Annotated in this window: 18 protein-coding genes and 1 pseudogene; 2 read left to right on the top strand and 17 right to left on the bottom strand. The window is 73.1% G+C overall.

The window, feature by feature from the left end:
• Window positions 1–482 precede the first annotated feature (482 nt).
• On the top strand, window positions 483–1295 hold the full coding sequence (locus JE024_RS04765; RefSeq protein WP_205372371.1) for a tyrosine-protein phosphatase: 813 nt from the start codon (window positions 483–485) through the stop codon (window positions 1293–1295).
• Window positions 1296–1409: 114 nt separating this feature from the next.
• On the opposite strand, the gene JE024_RS04770 is transcribed toward JE024_RS04765, so the two are convergent.
• The 17 genes and pseudogenes from JE024_RS04770 to JE024_RS04850 all read right to left on the bottom strand — a co-directional run bounded on the left by JE024_RS04770 (window position 1410) and on the right by JE024_RS04850 (window position 19493).
• The gene (locus JE024_RS04770) at window positions 1410–1574 is read right to left on the bottom strand and encodes a DUF6126 family protein (RefSeq protein ID WP_244883123.1); all 165 of its coding nucleotides are present in this window, start codon (window positions 1572–1574) and stop codon (window positions 1410–1412) included.
• A gap of 24 nt (window positions 1575–1598) precedes the next feature.
• A complete protein-coding gene (locus JE024_RS04775; protein ID WP_205372372.1) occupies window positions 1599–2186 on the bottom strand; it encodes a helix-turn-helix domain-containing protein in 588 nt (195 codons plus the stop codon).
• A 105-nt stretch (window positions 2187–2291) separates the two neighbouring features.
• Complete coding sequence (locus JE024_RS04780) at window positions 2292–3686, bottom strand: aspartate aminotransferase family protein (protein ID WP_205372373.1); 1395 nt, start codon at window positions 3684–3686, stop codon at window positions 2292–2294.
• 96 nt (window positions 3687–3782) lie between these two features.
• Entirely contained in the window at window positions 3783–4796 is a 1014-nt protein-coding gene (gene hpnH, locus JE024_RS04785; RefSeq protein WP_205372374.1) for an adenosyl-hopene transferase HpnH, read from the bottom strand.
• 5 nt (window positions 4797–4801) lie between these two features.
• Window positions 4802–5461 (bottom strand): phosphorylase family protein, encoded by a 660-nt coding sequence (locus tag JE024_RS04790; protein ID WP_205372375.1) that lies wholly within the window; start codon window positions 5459–5461, stop codon window positions 4802–4804.
• On the bottom strand, window positions 5461–7485 hold the full coding sequence (gene shc, locus JE024_RS04795) for a squalene--hopene cyclase (RefSeq protein WP_205372376.1): 2025 nt from the start codon (window positions 7483–7485) through the stop codon (window positions 5461–5463). The genes JE024_RS04790 and shc overlap by 1 nt, the downstream gene beginning before the upstream one ends.
• A 212-nt stretch (window positions 7486–7697) precedes the next feature.
• Window positions 7698–8783, bottom strand: coding sequence for a polyprenyl synthetase family protein (locus tag JE024_RS04800; protein WP_244883124.1), 1086 nt, complete (start codon window positions 8781–8783; stop codon window positions 7698–7700).
• Window positions 8784–8821: 38 nt separating this feature from the next.
• Window positions 8822–10231, bottom strand: coding sequence for a hydroxysqualene dehydroxylase HpnE (gene hpnE, locus JE024_RS04805; RefSeq protein ID WP_280521545.1), 1410 nt, complete (start codon window positions 10229–10231; stop codon window positions 8822–8824).
• Complete coding sequence (gene hpnD, locus JE024_RS04810; RefSeq protein WP_205372378.1) at window positions 10228–11178, bottom strand: presqualene diphosphate synthase HpnD; 951 nt, start codon at window positions 11176–11178, stop codon at window positions 10228–10230. Before hpnD ends, hpnE begins: the two co-directional genes overlap by 4 nt.
• Entirely contained in the window at window positions 11175–12092 is a 918-nt protein-coding gene (gene hpnC / locus JE024_RS04815; protein ID WP_205372379.1) for a squalene synthase HpnC, read from the bottom strand. Before hpnC ends, hpnD begins: the two co-directional genes overlap by 4 nt.
• A 389-nt stretch (window positions 12093–12481) precedes the next feature.
• Entirely contained in the window at window positions 12482–13276 is a 795-nt protein-coding gene (locus JE024_RS04820) for an ABC transporter ATP-binding protein (RefSeq protein WP_205372380.1), read from the bottom strand.
• Window positions 13269–14198 carry an ABC transporter permease gene (locus JE024_RS04825; protein ID WP_205372381.1) on the bottom strand — a complete coding sequence of 310 codons (930 nt, stop codon included), beginning with the start codon at window positions 14196–14198 and terminating at the stop codon, window positions 13269–13271. The genes JE024_RS04820 and JE024_RS04825 overlap by 8 nt, the downstream gene beginning before the upstream one ends.
• 94 nt (window positions 14199–14292) lie before the next feature.
• Window positions 14293–15177, bottom strand: a complete 885-nt coding sequence (locus JE024_RS04830; protein ID WP_205372382.1) for a glycosyltransferase family 2 protein — start codon at window positions 15175–15177, stop codon at window positions 14293–14295.
• Complete coding sequence (locus JE024_RS04835) at window positions 15174–15953, bottom strand: CDP-alcohol phosphatidyltransferase family protein (RefSeq protein WP_205372383.1); 780 nt, start codon at window positions 15951–15953, stop codon at window positions 15174–15176. The genes JE024_RS04830 and JE024_RS04835 overlap by 4 nt, the downstream gene beginning before the upstream one ends.
• Window positions 15931–16992 carry an iron-containing alcohol dehydrogenase family protein gene (locus JE024_RS04840; protein WP_205372384.1) on the bottom strand — a complete coding sequence of 354 codons (1062 nt, stop codon included), beginning with the start codon at window positions 16990–16992 and terminating at the stop codon, window positions 15931–15933. The genes JE024_RS04835 and JE024_RS04840 overlap by 23 nt, the downstream gene beginning before the upstream one ends.
• Complete coding sequence (locus JE024_RS04845) at window positions 16980–17717, bottom strand: phosphocholine cytidylyltransferase family protein (RefSeq protein WP_205372385.1); 738 nt, start codon at window positions 17715–17717, stop codon at window positions 16980–16982. Before JE024_RS04845 ends, JE024_RS04840 begins: the two co-directional genes overlap by 13 nt.
• Window positions 17714–19493: pseudogene (locus JE024_RS04850) on the bottom strand (DUF5941 domain-containing protein). Before JE024_RS04850 ends, JE024_RS04845 begins: the two are co-directional and overlap by 4 nt.
• 381 nt (window positions 19494–19874) lie before the next feature.
• Between JE024_RS04850 and JE024_RS04855 the strand changes: the two are divergent.
• Window positions 19875–20816 (top strand): cation diffusion facilitator family transporter, encoded by a 942-nt coding sequence (locus JE024_RS04855; protein WP_205372386.1) that lies wholly within the window; start codon window positions 19875–19877, stop codon window positions 20814–20816.
• Window positions 20817–21227 lie beyond the last annotated feature (411 nt).

Consider the following 21227-nt stretch of genomic DNA (forward strand, 5'->3'; position numbering starts at 1 on the left):
TGACCGTAGGCGAACGGCGTCGGCGGAAACAAGCGTCGATTTCCGAAAGGCATTGCCGCGTCCGAATGGGCGCGGCATTTCCCGTCACCCTGCGTGGAGCGCGCCGGCCGGACGGCCTGCCCGGGGCGGCAGTTGAGCCCGGGGCGGCGGGCACGGTCCGTCACCGATGAGATCCTGCTCACCAGCCCGAGCCCATTTCCCTTTCATGCGGGGCACGTTATCCCCAAACCCTCAATTCGGACAGAATGCGCGAAAGGCTGTTCGGCGGCCTATTTGCCGCTCAAGATCGGCGGCATCGTCCGGCTTCGCCCCCTTTCCCCGCCGGCGGCTCCGCGGGGCGAAGGGGAGGGCGGCCGGGGGCCGTGGGGGCATGCCCGCACGACCCGGCGCGAACAGGACGATTGAATGATGAACGCGTGTCGTATGGTCGGGTTCGCGCCTCCGTCGGCGACCGCCGACGGCAGTCACCCGAAGGAGTCCACGTGACGCAGCAGCTGCCGCAGGCCCCGTCGACAGAGCCCGAACTCGCCGGAGTCCGCAATTTCCGCGACGTCGGCGGGCTGCCCACCGTGGACGGCCGGCGGGTGCGGCACGGCAGGCTGTTCCGCAGCGGACACCTCGCGCACGCCACGGCGAGCGACGCCGCGTACCTGTCCACGCTCGGTCTGCACACCGTCTTCGACTTCCGCAACGCCGCGGACCACCGGCTGGAGGGTCCGGACGTCGAGCTGCCCGGCGTGCGCAACGTCAACCTGCCGCTGAGCGACCCGGCGGACGGCGCGGAGTTCTGGCGGATGGTCCGCGACGGGAACCTCGACCAGCTCAAGGCGATCCTGGCGGACGGCAAGGGCGCGGACCGGATGATCGCCTCGTACCGCCTGATCGTCACCGAGCGGACGGCCGAGCACAGCCGGGTGCTGCACTCGCTCGCCGAGGACAGCGTGCCCGCGCTGATGCACTGTGCGGCGGGCAAGGACCGCGCCGGTCTCTCCGTCGCCGTCACCCTGCTCGCGGTCGGCGTGGAGCGCGAGGCGATCGAGGCGGACTACCTGAAGTCCAACGACCCGCACCGCCGCTACAAGGTGCGCCGCAGCTCCGACTCCCCCGAGGCGATGTCCGCGGAGGTCATGGAGCTGCTCAACCCGCTCTTCGACGCGCGGGCCGCCTACCTCGCGGCGGCCTTCGAGACGATCGACGAGACCTGGGGCGGGACGGAGCGGTACTTCTCCGAGGGGCTCGGCCTCTCCCCCGAGACCCGGGAGCGGCTGCGCGAGCGGCTCGTCGAGGACGCCTGAGCCCGCCCGGGCGCGGAACCCCGGCCGGGGGGACCCGCCCCCGGTCCCGCCCGGCGGGCGGCCGGCGGGCGGCCGGCGGGCGGGCGGCGGGCGGGCGGGCGGCCGGCGGCGGGGCTACTGGTTCCGAGCGCCGACGAGGAACAGCAGGTAGAGGAAGCCGGCCACGAGGTGGCCGGCGATCAGATAGGCGAAGAGGCGGATCACCAGCCCGCGGGGGAAGCGGTCCTCACGCGGGCTCGCGCCCGGTCGCGCTCTGCCGTCCAGCGGATCGTGCGACATGTCCTGGATCACGTACCTTCCGGGTCAGACGTGCGGATGGAAGTCGGGGCTCTGGAGCAGCGTGTGCATGAAGAGCAGCTCCGCCCCGTCGGAGGTGGCGGCGGCGATCCGGTGGGGGGTCAGCGAGTCGAAGTGGGCGCTGTCGCCGGGCGCCATCTCGTGGACGGTGTCGCCGAGGACGAGGCGCAGGCGGCCGTCGAGGACGTACAGCCACTCCTCGCCGGGGTGCACCCGGACCAGGTCGCCCTGGGCGCCGTACGGCACCACCACCCGCAGCGCCTGCATGGCGCGGCCGGAGGCGCCGACCTGGTGGTACGTCCAGCCGTCGGCGTTCATCGGGGCGGCCCGGCCGCCGCGGATGACGGGCTGCTCCTCGGGCGGCAGCTCGCCGAGCACCTCGCCGACCGTCGTACCGTAGATCCTGGCGAGAGCGAGGAGCATCGGCAGCGAGGGCTGGCGGTGCCCGGTCTCCAGGCGGGACAGATGGGCGGGCGAGAGCCCGGCGCGCAGGGCGGCGGCCTCCAGGGTGAGCCCTCTGCTGCGGCGCAGGTCGCGCAGCCGGGGGGCGACGCGGTCGAGCCCGTCGGCCGGCGTCGCGGCGGATGTGGTCATGTGACCATTGCGCCACCTGCTTGCCGCTGAGGCAAGTTTCTTGCCCCTGAGGCAAAAACGGGGCGGGCGAGCCCGAGGGCGGCGCGGAGCTGGGCCGGGCCGCGCTCAGCGGTTGCCGACGGCCTGGCGCACCAGGGTCCTGCCGAAGTCCCACATCAGTCCGCCGCCGTTGTGGGCGTCGTCCATCACGGCGGTGAACGCCGACACGAAGCGGTCGACCTCCCGCTCGCCGATGATCAGCGGCGGGATCAGCTTGATCACCTCCAGGTGGTCCCCGGAGACCTGGGTGAGGATCCGGTGCCGCTGGAGCAGGGGCACCACGACCATCTGCGCGAAGAGTCCCTTGCGTGCCGCCTGGAGCATCGCCCAGCGGCTGCGGAGCCTGATCGACTCGGGCCGGCCGAACTCGATGCCGATCATCAGTCCCCGGCCTCGGACCTCGTGCAGCAGCTCGTACCGGTCGACGAGGGCGGCGAGCCGGGAGCGCAGCAGTTCGCCGGTGACCCGCGCGTTGGCGACGACGTGCTCGTCCTCCAGGACCGCGAGCACGGCGAGGCCGGACGCCATCGCCTGCGCGTTGGAGCCGAAGCTCGCGGAGTGCACCAGGACCCGGTCCATGGAGGAGTAGACCTTCTTGAAGATCCAGTCCTTGCCGAGGGTCGCGCCCACCGGGACGTAGCCGCCGGAGAGCGCCTTCGCCACACAGACCAGGTCGGGCTCGACGCCCGCCTCGTACTGGAAGGCGTAGAAGTCGCCGGTGCGGCCGAGGCCGGTCTGCACCTCGTCCGCGACGAGCAGCGCGCCGTGGGCGTGCAGCAGTTCCTGGGCGGAGCGGAGGTAGCCGGGCGGCGCCGCGTGGACGCCCTTGCCCTGGATCGGTTCGACGACGAGGGCCGCGACGTCCCCGGCGCGCAGTTCGCGCTCCAGGGCGTCGAGGTCGCCGAGCCCGACGGCCGTGTCGGGCAGCAGCGGGGCGAAGCCGTCCCGGAAGGCGTTCTCCCCGTTGACCGACAGCGCGCCGGCGGTGAGGCCGTGGAAGGCGTGGGCGCAGTACAGGACCCGCGGCCGGCCGGTGGCGCGGCGGGCGAACTTGAGCGCGGTCTCCACCGCCTCCGTGCCGCTGTTGCCGAAGAAGACCCGGTCGAGGTGGGGGGTCTGGGCGAGCAGCCGCTCGGCGAGGAGTCCGGGCAGCGGCTGGCAGTCGAAGCGGGTGAGGTCGGCGAGCTGGGCGTCGAGCACGTCGTGCAGCGCCTTGCGGACGACGGGGTGGTGGCGTCCGAGGCCCATGACGCCGAAGCCGCCGAGCATGTCGAGGTAGTCGTTGCCCTCGGCGTCCCAGAAGTAGGCGCCCTCGGCCCGTTCGTAGACCTTGTCGAAGCCGATGGTGCGCAGCATCCGGGGCAGTTGGTGGTTGAGATGGCGGCTGTGCAGCTCGTAGCGTTCCGCTCCGCGCCGCGCCAGCAGCTCCGTCAGGTCGAAGCCTCCGGGTGGCCTGGTCATCGCTCGCCTCTCCTCATCCGCCTCGCTCCTCGCTCCCGGCTCCGGGGCCGGTCCCGCCGCGCCGGCGGCCGCCGTGCGGCCGCCTCGCGCCTCCGGCTAGCCCGACACCGACTCGCGCGCGGCGCGCAGCGACTCCTTGAGGGAGCCCATGGTGGCGAGGACGGCGGTGGGCTCGTAGCCGCAGTGCGCCATGCAGTTGGCGCAGCGGTCGTCCTTGCCGCGGCCGTAGGAGTCCCAGTCGGTCTCCTCGATGAGCTGCCGGTAGGTGGGCACGTAGCCGTCGGCCATCAGGTAGCAGGGCCGCTGCCATCCGAAGAGCGAGTAGTTGGGGATCGCCCAGGCGGTGCAGGGGAAGTCGGCCCTGCCCTCCAGGAAGTCGAGGAAGAGCGGCGAGTGGTTGAGCCGCCAGCGCCGCCGGTTGCCGCCGGAGAACGCCTTGCGGAAGAGCTCCCGGGTCTGCTCGACGCCGAGGAAGTGCTCCTGGTCGGGGGCCTTCTCGTAGGCGTAGGCGGGCGAGATCATCATCTCGTCGACCTTGAGGTCGTCGTTGAGGTAGTCGAGGACCTCGATGACGGTCTGCGGGGTGTCGGTGTTGAAGAAGGTCGAGTTGGTGGTGACCCGGAAGCCGCGCCGCTTGGCCTCCTTGATCGCCTCCACCGCCTCGTCGAAGACGCCCTCCTTGGCCACCGAGGCGTCGTGCCGCTCGCGCAGCCCGTCGATGTGCACGGCGAACGCGAAGTAGGGCGAGGGCGTGAACTTCTCGATCTTCTTGCGCAGCAGCAGGGCGTTGGTGCAGAGGAAGACGTACTTCCTGCGGGCGACGAGCTGGCGGACGATCTCGTCGATCTGGGGGTGCATCAGCGGTTCCCCGCCGGCGATGGAGACCATCGGCGCACCGGACTCCAGGACCGCCCCGACCGCCTGCGCCACCGGCATCCGCTGCTTGAGCACACCGGCCGGATGCTGGATCTTCCCGCATCCCTCGCACGCGAGGTTGCACGCGTAGAGCGGCTCCAGTTCGACGATCAGCGGGAACTTCTCCCGCCTGCGGAGCTTCTGTTCGAAGAGATACGTACCGACCCTGATGGTCTGGCGGAGCGGCATGGCCATCTGGCTCACCTCCTGGGGAGCAGCGAAGAACGGTGCCATTCGTGGAATGCGGGAAGCACGGCGCGCAGGACGCGGAAGGCCGATATTCCCCCGCGTACCGTGCCGATACGGACCAGCTCGTGCTCCGGGGCGTCCACGACCACCCGGACGGCGGCAACCGGGCGGGGTCCGGCGCGCAGGGCGCTGCCCAGCGTGGCGGCGGACTCCATGTCGACGGCGATCGCGCCGGTGGCCTCCAGCAGGGCGCGTTCCGGGCCGCGCACCACGTGGTCGACGCCCGCCAGGACCCCGCCGTGCACGGTACGGCCGGGGACGGCCCGGGCGACGGCCTCGCGCAGCAGGGCGGCGTCGGTGCAGGGGGTGACGACGCCGCCGGCGCTCGTCCGGTCGGCGACGACGAGGTCTCCGGGGTGCATGCCGGGCACCAGGCCGGCGCAGAAGCCGGAGGCGATGACGGCGGCCGTCCTGAGGGGTTCGGCGGAACAGGCCGCGAGGACGGCCCGCTCGGCGTTGGCCGGTCCCATGCCGGTGCGCAGGACCCGGGCCGCGCCGCGGCCCGCGCCCCGGCCCGTGAGGCCGCCCCGCAGGGCGAGCCTCTCGATGCCGAGGGCGCAGGCGATCAGCAGCGGCGGGCCGGAGCCGTCGGGTCCCGGCTCGGTGCCCATCAGCGGCCCCTGCGGGCGGCCGCGGCCCCGACCACCGGTTCGCCGTGGACGTACCGGCCGAGCGCGGTGAGCGGGAAGACCTGCCGGTAGAGGTGGTAGTTGATGGAGAAGTCCCAGGGGAAGCCGGTGCCGGTGAACTCCGGTTCGTCCCAGGAGCCGTCGGGGAGCTGGGCGGCCGTCAGCCAGGCGACGCCGCGGCGGGCGGCGGTGCCGTCCTCCTCGCCCGCCGCGAGGAGCGCGAGCAGCGCCCAGGCGGTCTGGGACGCGGTCGAGGTGCCGCGGCCGATCGAGCCGCGTTCCCGGTAGGAGCGCAGGTCCTCGCCCCAGCCGCCGTCGTCGTTCTGGACGGAGCGCAGCCAGCCGACGGCGCGGCGGACGGCGGGGTGGGCGGCGGGCAGTCCGGCGGCGATCAGGGCGGGGACGACCGAGCCGGTGCCGTAGAGGTAGTTGACGCCCCAGCGGCCGAACCAGGCGCCGCTGGGCTCCTGTTCCGAGAGCAGCCACTGGATGCCGCGCCGGGTGCGGGGGTGGTCGGCCATGCCCTCGTATGCCAGCATCTCGACGACGTGGGCGGTGACGTCGGCGGACGGCGGGTCGATCACCTCGCCGAAGTCGCAGAACGGCAGTTTGTTGGGGAGGGTGCCGGTGTTGTCGGCGTCGAAGGCGCCCCAGGCCCCGTTGCGGGACTGCATGCCGAGGTTCCAGCGGACGCCGCGGGCGACGGCCGCGTCCACGCGCGCCGGTTCGGGGTGGTCGACCCGGCGGAGCGCGAGGACGACCTCAGCGGTGTCGTCGGTGTCGGGGTAGTTGTCGTTGTGGAACTCGAACGCCCAGCCGCCGCTGCCGAGTTGGGGCCGGCGCACGGACCAGTCGCCGGGCCTGACGACCTGTTCGCCGAGCATCCAGTCGGCGGCCTTCACCAGTGCCGGGTGGTCGGCGGGCACGCCCGCGTCGGCCAGCGCCACGGTGGCGAGGCAGGTGTCCCACACGGGCGACTGGCAGGCCTCGATCATGCGCAGCGGCCGGCCGTCCTGCTCGCGCCAGACGGCGAAGCGGTCCAGCGAGGCGATCCCGGCGCGCATCACGGGGTGTTCGAGGTCGTAGCCGAGCAGGTGGAGGGCGATCACCGAGTAGACGGCCGGCGGCTGGATGCCGCCCCAGCAGCCGTCGTTCTCCTGGCGTTCGACGATCCAGCGGGCGGCGCTGTTCATCGCCGTGCGCCGCAGCCGGCGCGGCGCCACCCGGTGGTACAGGTGCAGGGCGCGGTCGGCGCGCTGGAAGAGGCCGTCCCAGGTGGTGGCGGGGGCCAGCGGCCGCGGCGGGCTGGGGTTGTCCGGGTCGGTGTGCAGTTCGTCCAGCGGGAACGGGGCGGGGCGCACCGGGCGCAGCGCGGACACCACGCTGAGCGGGACGATGGTCTGCCGGGCCCAGCAGCCGAAGGCGTAGATGTTCAGCGGGAACCACTTCGGCAGGAAGATGAGCTCCGGCGGGAGTTCGGGCAGGTCGTCCCACTTCCACCAGCCGAACAGGGCCAGCCAGATGCGGGTGAAGACGCGGCTGGCCGCGATGCCGCCCTGGCCGCGGATCCAGCTCGCGGCGCGCAGCATGTGGGGGTCGTCGGGCCGGTCGCCGGCGAGGCGCAGGGCCACGTAGGCCTCGACGGTGGTGGAGAGTTCGCCCGGGCCGCCGTAGAAGGAGGCCCAGGTGCCGTCGTCGCGCTGCTGTCCGCGGACGAAGCGGGCGGACGCCTCGGTGGTCGCCCGGTCGGAGATGCCGAGGAACTGCCGCAGCAGGAGGTCCTCGGCGTCCATGGTCACATTGGTCTCGAGGTCGCCCTTCCACCAGCCTTCGGTGTCCTGGCGTGCGAGCAGGTGCTCGACGGCGCGTTCCGCGGCGCGGGCGGCGCTCTCCTTGAGGTCGTGCGGGGCGGGGGCCTGGGGCTCCCGGGTGGTGGTACGGGTCTCGCCGGCAGGTGCGGAGCCGGCCCTCAGGGGCCCGCCGCTTCCGTCGGTCGTCGCAGTCATGGTCTCCCCTTCGTGGCAGTGTTCTCTGCTGAGCTGGGGTATGACGTCGGCCGGTGACGCGGTGGCGTCACCGGCCGGCGACGCGCTTCATATGGTGCGGCGGACGCTCCGCGGTGTGACGGTGCTGCCGGGGCTGCACGCGACGATGCCGCGTGTGACGTTTCTGCGCGGCGCGGTGGAGCGGCGCGCGGGGGTCCTGCGGGTGATGGCGATCATCTCTTTCGTACGACGACGAAGTCCGCGAGCGCGGTGAGCTGTGCGCGGACCGTTTCCGGCATGTCGACCCGGCCGAGCGCCTCGACGGCCACCGTGTGCTGGCGCCGGGCCTCCTGGGCGGTCCACTCGCGGCCGCCCGCCTCCTCGATGAGGGCCGCCCGGACGGCGAACTCCTCCTCGGAGAAGCTGTCGAAGTCATTGCTCTTGGCGTCGGCGGCGAGGAGTTCGGCGAGCCGCTCGGAGGCCGGTCCGCCCGCGGCGAGCGCGGCGACCACCGGGAGGGACTTCTTGCGCTGGCGCAGGTCGCTCCAGGTCTGCTTGCCGGTGGCGACCGGGTCGCCCCAGATGCCGAGCAGGTCGTCGACGGCCTGGAAGGCGAGGCCGAGGTGGTAGCCGTACGCCTCCAGGGTGTCGGCGGTCTCGTCGTCGGCGCCGCCGAGGACCGCGCCGATGGAGACGGCGCAGGCCAGCAGTGCGCCGGTCTTGTTTCCCTCCATCTCCAGGCACTCCTCGACGGTGACCCGCTCGCGGTGCTCGTAGGAGATGTCCTGCGCCTGGCCGTCGATGAGCTTGCGGGAGGCGGTGGTCAGCCGGCGGGTCGCCCGGCCGGCCTCCACGGTCCCGATCTCCAGCAGGAGTTCGTTGGCCAGCGCGAACAGCGCGTCGCCGACGAGGATCGCCTGGGCGGGGCCGTGCACCTTCCAGACGGTGTCGCGGTGCCTGCGCTGCTCGTCGCCGTCCATGAGGTCGTCGTGGAGGAGCGAGAAGTTGTGCACGAGTTCCACGGCGACGGCGCCGGGGATGCCGACCTCGGGGGCGGCGCCGGCGGCCTCGGCGGACAGCAGGGCGAGCGCGGGGCGCACGGCCTTGCCGCCGTCGCCCTCGGCGGGGTTGCCCTCCGCGTCGATCCAGCCGAAGTGGTAGGCGGCCACGGTGTCCATGGGTGCGGCGAGGCGGTCCACGGCGGCGCGCAGCACCGGGGTGGACAGGGTGCGTCCGCGTTCGAGCAGCGCGGCGATGTCCGTGCCGGGCAAGGTCGTTGCGGTCTGTGCGGTGTCTTCAGCCGGATGAGCCGAGGGCACTGTCGGCACGCTTACTCCTCTGGTTCCAGTACTGGTGCTCACGCCGCCTCCTGTAGCGGATGTTCATGGCGACGGCCGAGCGTGGAGAGCGCAGCGTCTGCGGCGCCGAAGCCGCTGCGCACGGCACCCTCCATGGTCGCGGGCCAGCCGGTGGCCGTCCACGCGCCGGCCAGGTACAGGCCGGGCGCGCGGGTGCGCGCCTGCGGCCGGAGCCGTCCGACGCCCGGGGCGGGCGCGAACGTCGCGTTGCGTTCCCTGGTGACGAAGAAGTCGAGGACCCGCGCGCCGCGCGCGGCGGGCAGCAGGCGTTCCAGTTCGGGGAGGTAGCGCTCCCGGAGGGCGGCGACGGGGTCGTCGATCTCGTCCTGGACGGCGGACTGCGACAGGGCCAGGTACTGGCCCTGTCGGACGCCCGCGGCCTCGGTCCGGTCGAAGACCCACTGCACGGGGGTGCCGAGGGCGGCGAAGAAGGGGCGTCGCAGCACCTTGCGGTCGTACAGGACGTGGACGTTGAGGATGGGCGCCGTGGTGATGTCGAGCAGCCGGTCGGGGTCGTCGAGCGCGCCGGACGGCAGCAGGGCGTGGGCCTCGCGCTGGGCGACGGCGAGGACGACGGTGTCGGCCTCCAGGGGGCCGGAGCCTGCGTCGACGCGCCAGCGGCCGTCCTCGCCGCGGCCGATGTGCCGGACGCGGGCGGAGAGTTCGGTGGCGACGCCGGCCTCGTCGAGGGCCTTGCGGGCGAGGGTGTCGTGCACGTCGCCGAGGGGGACGCGGGCCCAGCCGATGTCGGCGGCGCCCGGCTCGGAGAGCAGGCCCGTCCGGAAGACCATGGCGGCCAGGGCCATGGATGCCTGCGGGGCGCGGGCGTTGAGGGTGGCGACGCCGACGAGGTCCCACAGGGCGGCGACGGCGCGCGGCGACTGTCCGTGGCGGCCGAGCCAGGTGGCGAAGTCGATGCCGTCGAGCGCGGGGTCGGCGGGGTCGAGCTTCTTCAGGGCGAGCGCGGCGCGGGCCACGCGCGCGCGTTCGGCGAGGGAGAGGTGGGGGTAGCGGGCGAGGCCGCCGGCCAGGTGGAGCGGTACGGGCAGCCCGCCGCGGCGGATCCGGCCGAGGCGGGGGCCGCCGGGGGCGGCCACGTCGAGGACGGGGACGTCGAGCCGGTCCTGGAGGGGGGCGAGGTCCGTCGCGCCGACGCGTTCGAGGAACCAGCGGTAGGCGGTGCAGCAGCGCAGGTAGACGTGCTGTCCGTTGTCGACGGTGAGGTCGCCGCGCCGGAAGGAGAAGGCGAGTCCGCCGAGGCGGGGCCGTCCTTCGAGGAGGGTGACCCGCATGCCGGCGTCGGCGAGGCGCAGGGCGGCGGTGACGCCGGCGATGCCGCCGCCGACGACCACGGCCCGGCCCGGTGCGGGCGTCATGCGGTCCCCGTTCGGTGCGGGAGGTGCTGTCATGGCCGGCCTCCGTGGCCCTGGCGGCCGATGCCGCGGGCGTCCAGGCCGGAGAGGCCGCGGACGGCGACGTACGCCTTCTCGTGGCCGGGGAGGGACACCCGGCCGCGGAGCACGGCGCCGGGGTCGCGTTCGATGCGGTCGAGCAGGCGGCGGTAGATGCCGGCCATCGCGGCGACGCAGGCGCCGCTGCGGCGGTCCAGCATCGGCAGCAGCCGGTAGCCCTCGGTGAACAGGGCGCGGGCGCGCCGGACTTCGTAGTGCACGAGGCCGTCGAAGTCGGCGCCGGCCGGCGGGCGTCCGGTGGCGAAGCCGTCGGAGCAGCCGAACTTGGCGAGGTCGTCGGCGGGCAGGTAGATCCGGCCGCCCGCGGCGTCCTCGGCGACGTCCCGGAGGATGTTGGTGAGCTGGAGGGCGAGCCCGAGGGTGTCGGCGTACTCGGGGGCGCGTTCGGCGCCGCGGGCGCCGGGCTGGGTGCCGAACACCGCGAGGGAGAGGCGTCCGATGGCTCCGGCGACGCAGCGGCAGTAGACCTTGAGGTCGTCCCAGGTCTCGTAGGACGTGCCGCGGACGTCCATCAGGACGCCGTCGATGAGTTCGTCGAGCCCGTCGAGCGGCAGGGGGTAGCGCTGGGCGGCGTCGGCGAGGGCCACGGCGACGGGGTCGGTGTCGTCGTTCTCGACGTCGCCCTTGCGGATCCGGTCGAGCAGGGCGCGGGTGTCCTCCAGCCGGGCCTGCTTGGTGTCGGGGGCGAGGGTGCCGTCGCCGATGTCGTCGACCCGGCGGGAGAAGGCGTAGAGCGCGGACATGGCCTGGCGCTTGCCGGCGGGGAGCAGCCTGATGCCGTACGCGAAGTTGCGGGCCTGCTGTCCGGTCACGGCCTCGCAGTAGCGGTATGCGGCCTGCACCGGCGCAGGCATGGGGGTCGTTCCCTCCATCGTCCGGCTCATCCCTTTCTCCGTGCTCGTCGCAGGACGGCGGCGCTCTCGCGCAGCACGTCGGTCCTTGCGGCTCTGGGCGGTCCGGGCAGCACATCATGTCCGGCGGCGGTGATCGCGGCGAGGGCGGCACGCCCGCCGCCGACGAATCCGGCGAGCAGCAGCCGCAGCCGGCCGTGCACGCTGCCGACGAGGGCGTCGCCCTCGTCGAGCAGGCGGGCGGCGCGGTCCGCCTCGAAGGCGATCAGCGCGCGGACGGAGGCGTTCGCGGTGGGGGCCGCGAGGTCGTCCTCGCCGACCCGGAAGCGGTCGAGGTCCTCGGCGGGGAGGTAGATCCGGTCGCGTGCCAGGTCCTCGGCGACGTCCTGGAGGTGTTCGACGACCTGGAGGGCGGTGCACACGGCGTCGGAGCGGCGGACGCGCTCGGGGCTCGTGGTGCCGGTGATCGCGAGGACCAGCCGGCCGACGGGGTCGGCGGAGAGCCGGCAGTAGTCGCGCAGCTCGTCCCAGGTGGCGTAGCGGCGGACGAGCTGGTCCTGCCGGTTGGCGGCGACGAGGCCGAGGAAGGGCTCGGGGGTGAGCGCGCGGCGCCCGACGGTGGGGCGCAGGGCGTTCAGCAGGGGGTGGTGCGGGGGCTCGCCGGCGGGGCCGAAGACGCGCAGCAGGTCGGTCTCGAAGGCGTCGAGCAGCGCGAGCGGGTCGCCGGCCTTCTCGGGGGCGACGCCGAGCAGCCGGGCGTCCTCGCCGCCGGGGGCGAGGTCGCTGTCGCCGATGTCGTCGACGAGGCGGGCGAAGCCGTAGACGGCCATGAGGTCGTCGCGCCAGGCGCGGGGCAGGAAGAAGGGGGCGACGGGGAAGTTCTCGTCGGCGGCCTTGTCGAGGGTGGCGCGGGCGGGGGCCCCGCGCGTCCGGCGGGCGGCCGTCACAGGGCGCTGCCCGGTCCCGCGGGGACGGCGGGAGCCTCGCGGAGCTGGAGGGTTTCCGTCATGGCCGTCACATCTCCCGTTCTACACTGCCGACCCAATACAACCCATTTCGGACACGCCGCTGTCCGCTCCCGGCCCCTTGACCGTCGGCACTGCGGCATATACGGCGAATTCTCCGTACTTGCCGCGAATGAGCACTGCTACAGCTTACGTTGTACAAGGCGGCGTGCCGCCGCGGGGGTCCCCCGGCACCGGCGGCACCACCGCCCCGGGCTGCGGCGACTCCCGCGCCGCGCAGGGCACTTGCCCCCGGGGACGGCCCCCCGGACACGCCGGGACCCCCACCGCGCGGACGCGGCGGGGGTCCCCGGGCCGTGGCGGGGTACGGGCTACTTGCCCGTCTCCTTCTCGTAGGCCTTGATGACCTCGTCGGTGGGCCCGTCCATCAGCAGCTCGCCCTTCTCCAGCCACAGGACGCGGTCGCAGGTGTCCCTGATCGACTTGTTGCTGTGGCTGACCAGGAAGACGGTGCCGGCCTCCTTGCGGAGCTCGCGGATGCGCTGCTCGGAGCGGATCTGGAAGCGCCGGTCGCCGGTGGCGAGCGCCTCGTCGATCATCAGCACGTCGTGGTTCTTGGCGGCCGCGATGGAGAAGCGGAGCCTGGCGGCCATGCCCGACGAGTAGGTGCGCATCGGCAGGGTGATGAAGTCGCCCTTCTCGTTGATGCCCGAGAAGTCGACGATGCCCTGGTACCGCTCGCGGATCTCCTCGCGGGACATCCCCATGGCCAGGCCGCCGAGTATGACGTTCCGCTCGCCCGTCAGGTCGTTCATCAGGGCGGCGTTGACGCCGAGCAGCGAGGGCTGGCCGTCGGTGTAGACCTTGCCGCTCTCGGTCGGCAGCAGGCCGGCGATGGCCCGCAGCAGGGTCGACTTGCCGGAGCCGTTGGTGCCGATGAGGCCGATGGCCTCGCCGCGGTAGGCGGTGAAGGTCACCCCGCGCACCGCGTGCACCTTGCGCACCCCGCGGGACTCGCCCTTCTCACGGCGGAGGATCCTGCTGAGGGCCGCGGTGGCGCTGCCCTTGCCGCCGCTGCCGGCGTTGACCCGGTAGACGATGTGCACGTCGTCGGCGATGACCGTGGGGACACGGGAGCCGCCGTTGATGTCGATCTTGTCAGCCACGGCCGTACCGCTCCTCCGCCTTCCAGAAGTACACGAAGCCCCCGATGCCGACGAGCAGGGCCCAGCCGAGCCCCGCCGCCCACACGTGGTCGGGGAGGTTCGAGGAACCGTACTCCTCGATCAGGGCGAACCGGATGAGGTCCATGTAGACGGCCGCGGGGTTGTACATGAGGACGTCCGCGATCCAGGCCGGACGGTCCGCGAGCATCGCCGGGATGGAGAACATCACGCCGGACGCGTACAGCCAGGTGCGCATGATGAACGGCATGAGCTGGGCGAGGTCGGGCGTCTTGGAGCCGAGCCGCGCCATGATCAGCGCGAGGCCGGTGTTGAAGACGAACTGGAGCGCCAGCGCGGGCACGACCAGCAGCCACGACCAGGTCGGCAGCGAACCGAAGACCACGACGACCGCGATCAGCACGACCATCGAGAACAGGAGCTGCTGGAGCTGCTGGAGCGAGAAGGACACCGGCAGCGAGGCGCGCGGGAAGTGCAGCGCGCGCACCAGGCCGAGGTTGCCGGCGATCGCCCGGACGCCCGCCATCACCGAACTCTGCGTGAAGGTGAAGACGAACACACCCGTCACCAGGAACGGGACGTACACGTCGGTCGACATGCCCCGGTTGGCCTGGAGGATCAGGCCGAAGATCAGGAAGTAGACGAGCGCGTTGAGCAGCGGCGTCGCGACCTGCCAGAGCTGGCCGAGCTTGGCCTGGCTGTACTGGGCCGTCAGCTTGGCCTGGGAGAAGGCCAGGATGAAGTGGCGCCGACCCCACAGCTGCCTGACGTACTCGAGCAGACCGGGGCGGGCACCGCTGACCGCCAGGCCGTACTTCTCGGCGAGCTGCGCCGGGGTGAGACCGTCGTCGGGTGACGGCGCCGGGCTCGTGGCGACGGCGCCGTCGTGGGTTGTGTCACTCACAAGTTGAGACTTTCGTGTTCACATGAGCGGCGTTCGGGGGAATTCTGTGTCCCGCAGGTGTTCTACGGCCCAGATGTTGTCAGAACCGAGCTTGTCAGACGACAGGGGGTCGGCCCAGCCGGGTGAGGCGCCACACCGTACGCCACTTCATGGGCCGCCGGGGCCCGCAGGGGGTGCGCCAGCCCTCCGCGAACCCGCCGAACCAGGCCTTCAGCGCGGCCGCCGTCGGCCGCCGCAGCAGCGTCAGCAGGATCCACACGCCGAGGTAGAGCGGGATCAGCGGCAGGGGCAGGTTGCGGCGGGCCAGCCAGACGCGGTTGCGCGCGACCATGCGGTGGTAGACGGCGTGACGCGACGGCGGCATCGTCGGGTGCAGCAGCACCATGTCCGAGCGGTACTCGATGCCCCAGCCGGCGTCCAGCGCCCGCCAGGCCAGGTCGGTCTCCTCGTGGGCGTAGAAGAACGCCCCGGGCAGCGGGCCGACCTCGCCGACGACCGCGGTCCGCAGGGCGTTGGCGCCCCCGAGGAACGTGGTCACCCGCGAGGAGCGCATCGGGTCGCCGGCCCGCAGCCGGGGCACGTGCCGGCGCTGGGTGAGCCCCGTCTCCGGGTCCGCGATGCGGAAGCCGACGATGCCGAGCCGGGGGTCGGCCGCGAACGCCGCCCGCACCAGCTCCGCGGTGGTCCGCTCCGCCAGCAGGCCGTCGTCGTCGAGGAAGAGCAGGACGTCGACGTCGCGGCCGCCGGGGCCGAACGCCTCGATCCCGGCGTTGCGCCCCGCGGGGATGCCCAGGTTCTCGGGCAGCTCCACGGTGCGCACGCCCTCGGGGACGTCCCGCACGGGGGTGCCGTTGCCGACGACGACCACCTCGACCGGGTCGCCGTCCTGTGCGGCGACCGAGTCGAGCAGGGCGCGCAGTTCCACGGGGCGGGTGCCCTGCGTGATGATCACCGCGCCCACGGTGAGCGGTCGTGTCACTTCAGCCTGCTCGACGCCAGGATCGAGACGAGGTGCAGCACGGTCTGGAGCATCGCGATGCCGGCGAGCACGGCGACGCCGAGGCGGGAGAAGAACAGGTCGTCCCGGACCGTGTCCACGACCGCCAGGACCAGGATCAGCAGCGAGGCCTCGATGCCGAGGACCAGCCGGTGGAACTTGAGCGCCCCGGCGGCCCTGCGGGCGAGCGCCATCCCCGAGGAGCGCGGCTCGGAGGCGGACTCCTTGACGGGCGGCAGGCCGCCCTGGTGGCGGGCGACGCCGACGAGGTCGGTCTCGGCCTTGATCAGGATGGCGCCGAGGGCCGCCAGGGTGCCGAGGAAGGCCCACAGCCAGTCGATCCGGCCGGTGCCCCACAGATCGGCGGCGCGCAGGCCGAAGCCGACGAGGACGGCGGCGTCGCACAGGTAGGCGCCGACCCGGTCCAGGTAGACGCCGCCGAGCGAGAACTGCTTCTTCCAGCGGGCGACCTCGCCGTCGACGCAGTCGAGCAGCAGGTAGAGCTGCACCATGACGACGCCGAGGACGGCGCCCCAGATGCCCGGCACCAGCAGCGCGGGGGCCGCGAGGACACCGCACAGGGTCATCACATAGGTGAGCTGGTTGGGCGTGACCCTGGTGGTGACCAGATGCCGGGTTATCCGGAGCGAGATCTCCCGCATGTAGAGGCGGCCGCCCCAGTGTTCCCCGCTACGCCGGTCCTTCACGCCCGCCGGGTGAACGACCGGACGGAGTTCAGCTACTGATGGTTTTGGCATAGTCGGCGTACGCGTCCCTGATCTGGTCGTGGCTGAGGTCGAGGTGCTCCAGGACGGTGAACCGTCCCGGGCGGGTCTGCGGCGCGTACTCCACGGCACGGACGAACTCGTCCGTGGAGAACCCGATCTCCTGCGGCAGGACGGGCAGCCCGTGCCGGCGCAGCACGTCGGCGAAGAGCCGCGCGTCGTCGTGCGCGCCGCGCAGGTGCATGGCGAACGCGGCGCCGAGGCCGACCTGCTCGCCGTGGCTGGCGGCCCGTTGGGGGTACAGCAGGTCGAAGGCGTGGCTGATCTCGTGGCAGGCGCCCGACGAGGGGCGGGAGTCGCCGCTGATCGACATGGCGATGCCGGACAGCACCAGGGCCTCGGCGAGCACGGTGAGGAACTCGTCGTCGCCGGCGCCGCCGGGGTGGCGCAGGACCGCCTCGCCCGCGCTGCGGCCCATGGCGGCGGCGAGGCCGTCCACCCGCTCGCCGTTGATCCGGTGCGCGAGCTCCCAGTCCGCGATGGCCGACAGGTTGGAGATCGCGTCGCCGATGCCGGAGCGCACGTAGCGCACCGGTGCGTCGCGGATCACGTCGAGGTCGATGACGATCGCGATCGGAGTGGGGACCCCGTAGGAGCCGCGGCCGTTGTCGTTGTCGAGCGTGGAGATCGGCGAGCAGAGGCCGTCGTGCGAGAGGTTGGTGGCGACCGCCACCAGCGGCAGGCCGACCCGGGCCGCCGCGTACTTCGCCACGTCGATGATCTTGCCGCCGCCGAGGGCGACGACCGCGTCGTAGCGGCTGCCGCGGATCTCGTCGGCGAGGCGCACCGCCGCGTCGATCGTCCCGCCCGCCACCTCGTACCAGTCGGCGTCGGGCAGCAGCGGGGCGAGGCGTTCGCGCAGCGCCGCGCCGGAGCCGTTGCTGATCGCGCAGGCGATCCGGCCCGAGGCGGAGATGCGCTGGTCGGCGAGGATCCCCGCGAGGTCGCCGAGGGCGCCCGCGCGGATGTCGACGACGACCGGCGAGGGGATGAGCCGGGTCAGTACTGGCACGCGATCCCACGGCCCTTCGCGAGGTCGTCGTGGTTGTCGATCTCGACCCACTGCACCTCGCCGATGGGGGCCGTGTCGATCGTGAAGCCGCGGTCGACCAGCTCCTGGTAGCCGTCCTCGTAGTAGAGGTCCGGGTCGCGCTCGAAGGTGGCCTTGAGGGCGTCGGCGAGGTCGGCGGCGGCCTCCGGCTCGATCAGCGTGACGCCGATGTACTCGCCGGTCGCGGTGGCCGGGTCCATCAGCTTGGTGATCCGCGTGACGCCCTTGCCCTCGGCGGTGATGACCTTCATCTCCTCGTCGGCGAGCTGCTTGACCGTGTCGAGGGCGAGGATGATCCGCTTGCCGTCGCCGCGCGCGGCCAGCAGGGTCTTCTCGACGGAGACGGGGTGCACGGTGTCGCCGTTGGCGAGGATGACGCCCCGGGCGAGCACGTCACGGGCGCACCACAGGGAGTAGGCGTTGTTCCACTCCTCGGCCTTGTCGTTGTCGACGAGGGTGAGCTTCAGGCCGTACTTCGCCTCCAGCGCCGCCTTGCGCTCGTAGACGGCCTCCTTGCGGTAGCCGACGACGATCGCCGCCTCGGTGAGGCCGATCTCGGCGAAGTTGCCGAGGGTGAGGTCGAGCACGGTCGTCTCGCCGTCCACGGGCACGAGGGCCTTGGGGAGCGTGTCGGTGTAGGGGCGCAGACGCCGTCCGGCACCGGCTGCCAGTACGAGGCCGATCATGCGGGTTCTCCTTCGTCGTGTACGGCGGGTGCACCGCCGCGGGCGGCTGCCGTCCAGAAGCGGATGCTCTCGGTCAGCACCACGAGGGCCACGGCCACGGCCAGGGCGGTGAGGGCGACGGCGAAGTCCTCGCCGTCCAGCAGGAAGGCCAGCAGTGCCACTGCCAGGACCCGCCCCTCGTGCCCGCCGATCACCCGCACCAGCCAGTGCGGGGGCGCGCCCGTGCCGCCGCGGATGCGGTACACGGTGTCGTAGTGATGGTAGGCGACGGCCGACACCAGGCCGAAAGCCGCGGGCAGGGCCCCGTTCACGTCCGCGGCGGCGGCCAGGACCAGGACGGTGCCGTACTCGGCGGCGCGGAACACCGGCGGGACCAGCCAGTCCAGCGGGCCGCCGAGCGGCCTGGCGACGGCGATGCCGGAGGTGAGGCAGTAGACGCCGGCGGCCACGAGGGTCCAGGCGGAGCCGTAGCCGGTGAGGGCCGCGCAGAGCACCAGCGCCGCGGCGCCGGCGACGGCGGAGGCCAGCGGGACGATGCCCGGCAGGCGGCGGACGGCGCCGGACGCGGCCCGGGCCACGGCACCGGCGAGGGGCCCGCTGTCGGCGAGGTCGGCCAGCGCCGTGGTGGCGCGCTCGGTCCGGGCGGCCCGGCGGGTCAGCGAGCGCAGCACCCGGCCCGCGGTGGTGTAGCAGGCGGCGAAGGCGCAGCCGACGAGCAGGGCGTAGAAGACCACCCGGGGCGTCGTCAGGGCGGTGAGCACGGCGATCATGGCCCAGCGTTCGCCGATGGGGAGCACGATCATGCGGCGGACCCACACCGTCCAGCCCACGCTGTCCAGCCGGTCCGAGAGGGCGGCGGTGGGGCTGGTGTTGGCGGTGGCGTCGTGGTTGGCCTCGTTGAACGAGAAGTCGACGACGTGCCGGCAGCTCTGGAGGACCATGGCGCCGAGCGCGAGCGCCCACACGTCGTCGCCGCCGCGGGCCGCGCCCAGGGCGAGGCCCGCGTAGTAGGCGTACTCCTTGGCCCGGTCGAAGGTGGCGTCCAGCCAGGCGCCCATCGTCGAGTACTGCAGGGAGTAGCGGGCGAGCTGCCCGTCGGTGCAGTCCAGGACGAAGGAGACGAGCAGCAGCACACCGGCGGCCACGTAGCCGGGCCGGGTGCCGGTGGCCGCGCAGCCGGCCGCGATCAGCGCGGTGATCAGCGAGGCGGTGGTGACCTGGTTCGGGGTCAGCCCCCGGCGGGCGCACCAGCGGGCGATGTAGCGCGAGTAGGGGCTGATGCAGAACGTGGTGAAGAAGCCGTCCCGGGCCTTCACCGCGGAACGCAGCCGGATCGCCTCGTCGTCGACGGCGTCGACGCGGGCGCGGGCCTCGTGCCGCTCCTGGGCCTCGGCGGGCACCTCGGCGACCATCGAGCCGAGCTCGGGGCGGTGCACGGCGGTGCCGCCGGCTTCCAGCGCGGCGGCGACCTCGTCGACGGCGCCCCGCCGGCGGCGGCGCCGCCAGCGCGGCCCGGGCCGCGGGCTGGGCGGTGAGCGCGCCGGTCACGGCGGCGGCCGGGAAGCGCGGGTCGGTCAGGCCGAGGCGCAGGGCGTGGAGGTGACCGACGAAACGGGGGTCGACGAGGGCGACCCGGTCGCCGGCCGGTGCGGCGGCGAGCAGGCGGGCCGCGTCGCCGGGGCCGTCGGCGGTCCGTACGTCGAAACCGAGCGACCGCAGATCGCCTTCGAGCGACGATCCGGGTACCGGCGGGCCGGTGAGGATGGCGGTCGACAGACGAACCCACTCCTTGTGGCTGGCGGTGCTGGTGGACGGCGGCGCACGGCCCGGGACCCCGGGCGGCGGCGCGTCGGCAGAGGCTATCGGATCCGTAAGTGCGGGAATTCATCGGCCGTTCATGCCGCCGAGACCCGCGGGCTCATCATTGTCGATGATCACCCCGGGCTCCAAACCTGGGTCCCGGGCCGCCTCCTCACCGGCGGGCGCCGCGGGTCGCCCGGCCGGCCGCACCCTTCCTGACCTGCATGCATTTCCGCAGGTCAGAGCACATGACAACGGTGTTCAGTGCCGTGTTGACCATACCCCCCACCCGTAGTTCACTGAGGCGGGAGGGACACGGGTGTGATCCCTGACGGCACGGACAACGGGAGGCGTTCCATGGGGGCAGGGCACGATCACGGGCACACGCACGGCGGCCCGCCTCCCACCGGCACTGCGGCGGCGGCCCACCGGGGCCGGCTGCGGATCGCGCTCACCATCACCCTCGGTGTGATGGTGGTCGAGATCGTCGGCGGTGTGCTCTCCGGCTCGCTGGCGCTGATCGCGGACGCCGCCCACATGGCCACGGACGCCGTGGGGCTGGGCATGGCGCTGCTCGCCATCCATGTCGCCAACCGGCCCGCCGGCCGCAACCGGACCTTCGGCTACGCCCGCGCCGAGATCCTGGCGGCCCTCGCCAACTGTCTGCTGCTCCTCGGTGTCGGCGGCTTCCTGCTCTTCGAGGCGGTGGAGCGTTTCATCACACCCACCGAGACCCGCAGCGGGCTGACCGTCGTCTTCGCCCTCGTCGGCCTGGTGGCCAACATGGTCTCCCTCTCCCTGCTGGTCCGCGGACAGAAGGAGAGCCTCAACGTCCGCGGCGCCTATCTGGAGGTGCTGGCGGACGCGCTGGGCTCGGTCACGGTGCTCGTGTCGGCTGCCGTCATCATGGCCACGGGCTGGCAGTACGCGGACCCGATCGCCTCCCTGGCCATCGGCCTGATGATCGTGCCGCGCACGGTGCGGCTGCTGCGCGAGACGCTCGACGTGCTGCTGGAGGCGGCGCCCAAGGGCGTGGACATGGCCGAGGTGCGCGAGCACATCCTCGCCCTCCCGGGCGTCGAGGACGTGCACGACCTGCACGCCTGGACCATCACCTCGGGCATGCCGGTGCTCTCCGCCCACGTGGTGGTGAGCCGGGACGTGCTGGACGCGGTCGGGCACGAGAAGCTGCTGCACGAGCTCCAGGGCTGCGTCGGCGGGCACTTCGACGTCGAGCACTGCACCTTCCAGCTCGAACCGGTCGGTCACGCGGAGCACGAGGCGCGCCTCTGCCACTGAGCCGGGGCGGGCGGGTGCTGCCGGCGGTCCGGGGCGACGGGGTGCGGGGCTCGTGGGGCCGGGGCTGCGAGATCCGGGCCGGCGGGGTGCCGGGCTTGTGGGGTGCGGGGCGGCGGGGTGCGGGCCTGCGGGGGTGCCGGGCCGGAGTTCGGCTTCGAACATGCCTCCGCATATGGATTCAAGCCGACCTTCGGCGGGCCGGACGCCCCGGTGACGGCGCCCGTGCCGGACGGCCCGGGCGCGGCCGGGGGCGGCACGATCCGATATCCGGCGGCTTTCGGCCTCCGGTGCCGCTCCGGGCCCTCGCGGGCGGTCCCCCCGCGGTGCCGCGCGTGCGTGGCGTGAGCGGACATGCCCGGCGGCCGAAGTGCGGAGAAGGCCCGTCTTTGCGGCAGACTGGGCCGGGCTCCC

The sequence above is a fragment of the Streptomyces zhihengii genome, assembly GCF_016919245.1.
Classification (GTDB): domain Bacteria; phylum Actinomycetota; class Actinomycetes; order Streptomycetales; family Streptomycetaceae; genus Streptomyces; species Streptomyces zhihengii.

Coding starts and splice junctions, on each gene's coding strand:
- JE024_RS04790 (WP_205372375.1), bottom strand. CDS start 5,461: ATGGGCACCGAGCCGGGACCCGACGGCTCCGGCCCGCCGCTGCTGATC.
- JE024_RS04835 (WP_205372383.1), bottom strand. CDS start 15,953: ATGCCAAAACCATCAGTAGCTGAACTCCGTCCGGTCGTTCACCCGGCG.
- JE024_RS04855 (WP_205372386.1), top strand. CDS start 19,875: ATGGGGGCAGGGCACGATCACGGGCACACGCACGGCGGCCCGCCTCCC.
- JE024_RS04775 (WP_205372372.1), bottom strand. CDS start 2,186: ATGACCACATCCGCCGCGACGCCGGCCGACGGGCTCGACCGCGTCGCC.
- JE024_RS04845 (WP_205372385.1), bottom strand. CDS start 17,717: ATGATCGGCCTCGTACTGGCAGCCGGTGCCGGACGGCGTCTGCGCCCC.
- JE024_RS04770 (WP_244883123.1), bottom strand. CDS start 1,574: ATGTCGCACGATCCGCTGGACGGCAGAGCGCGACCGGGCGCGAGCCCG.
- hpnH (WP_205372374.1), bottom strand. CDS start 4,796: ATGGCCATGCCGCTCCGCCAGACCATCAGGGTCGGTACGTATCTCTTC.
- shc (WP_205372376.1), bottom strand. CDS start 7,485: ATGACTGCGACGACCGACGGAAGCGGCGGGCCCCTGAGGGCCGGCTCC.
- hpnE (WP_280521545.1), bottom strand. CDS start 10,231: ATGACAGCACCTCCCGCACCGAACGGGGACCGCATGACGCCCGCACCG.
- hpnD (WP_205372378.1), bottom strand. CDS start 11,178: ATGAGCCGGACGATGGAGGGAACGACCCCCATGCCTGCGCCGGTGCAG.
- JE024_RS04780 (WP_205372373.1), bottom strand. CDS start 3,686: ATGACCAGGCCACCCGGAGGCTTCGACCTGACGGAGCTGCTGGCGCGG.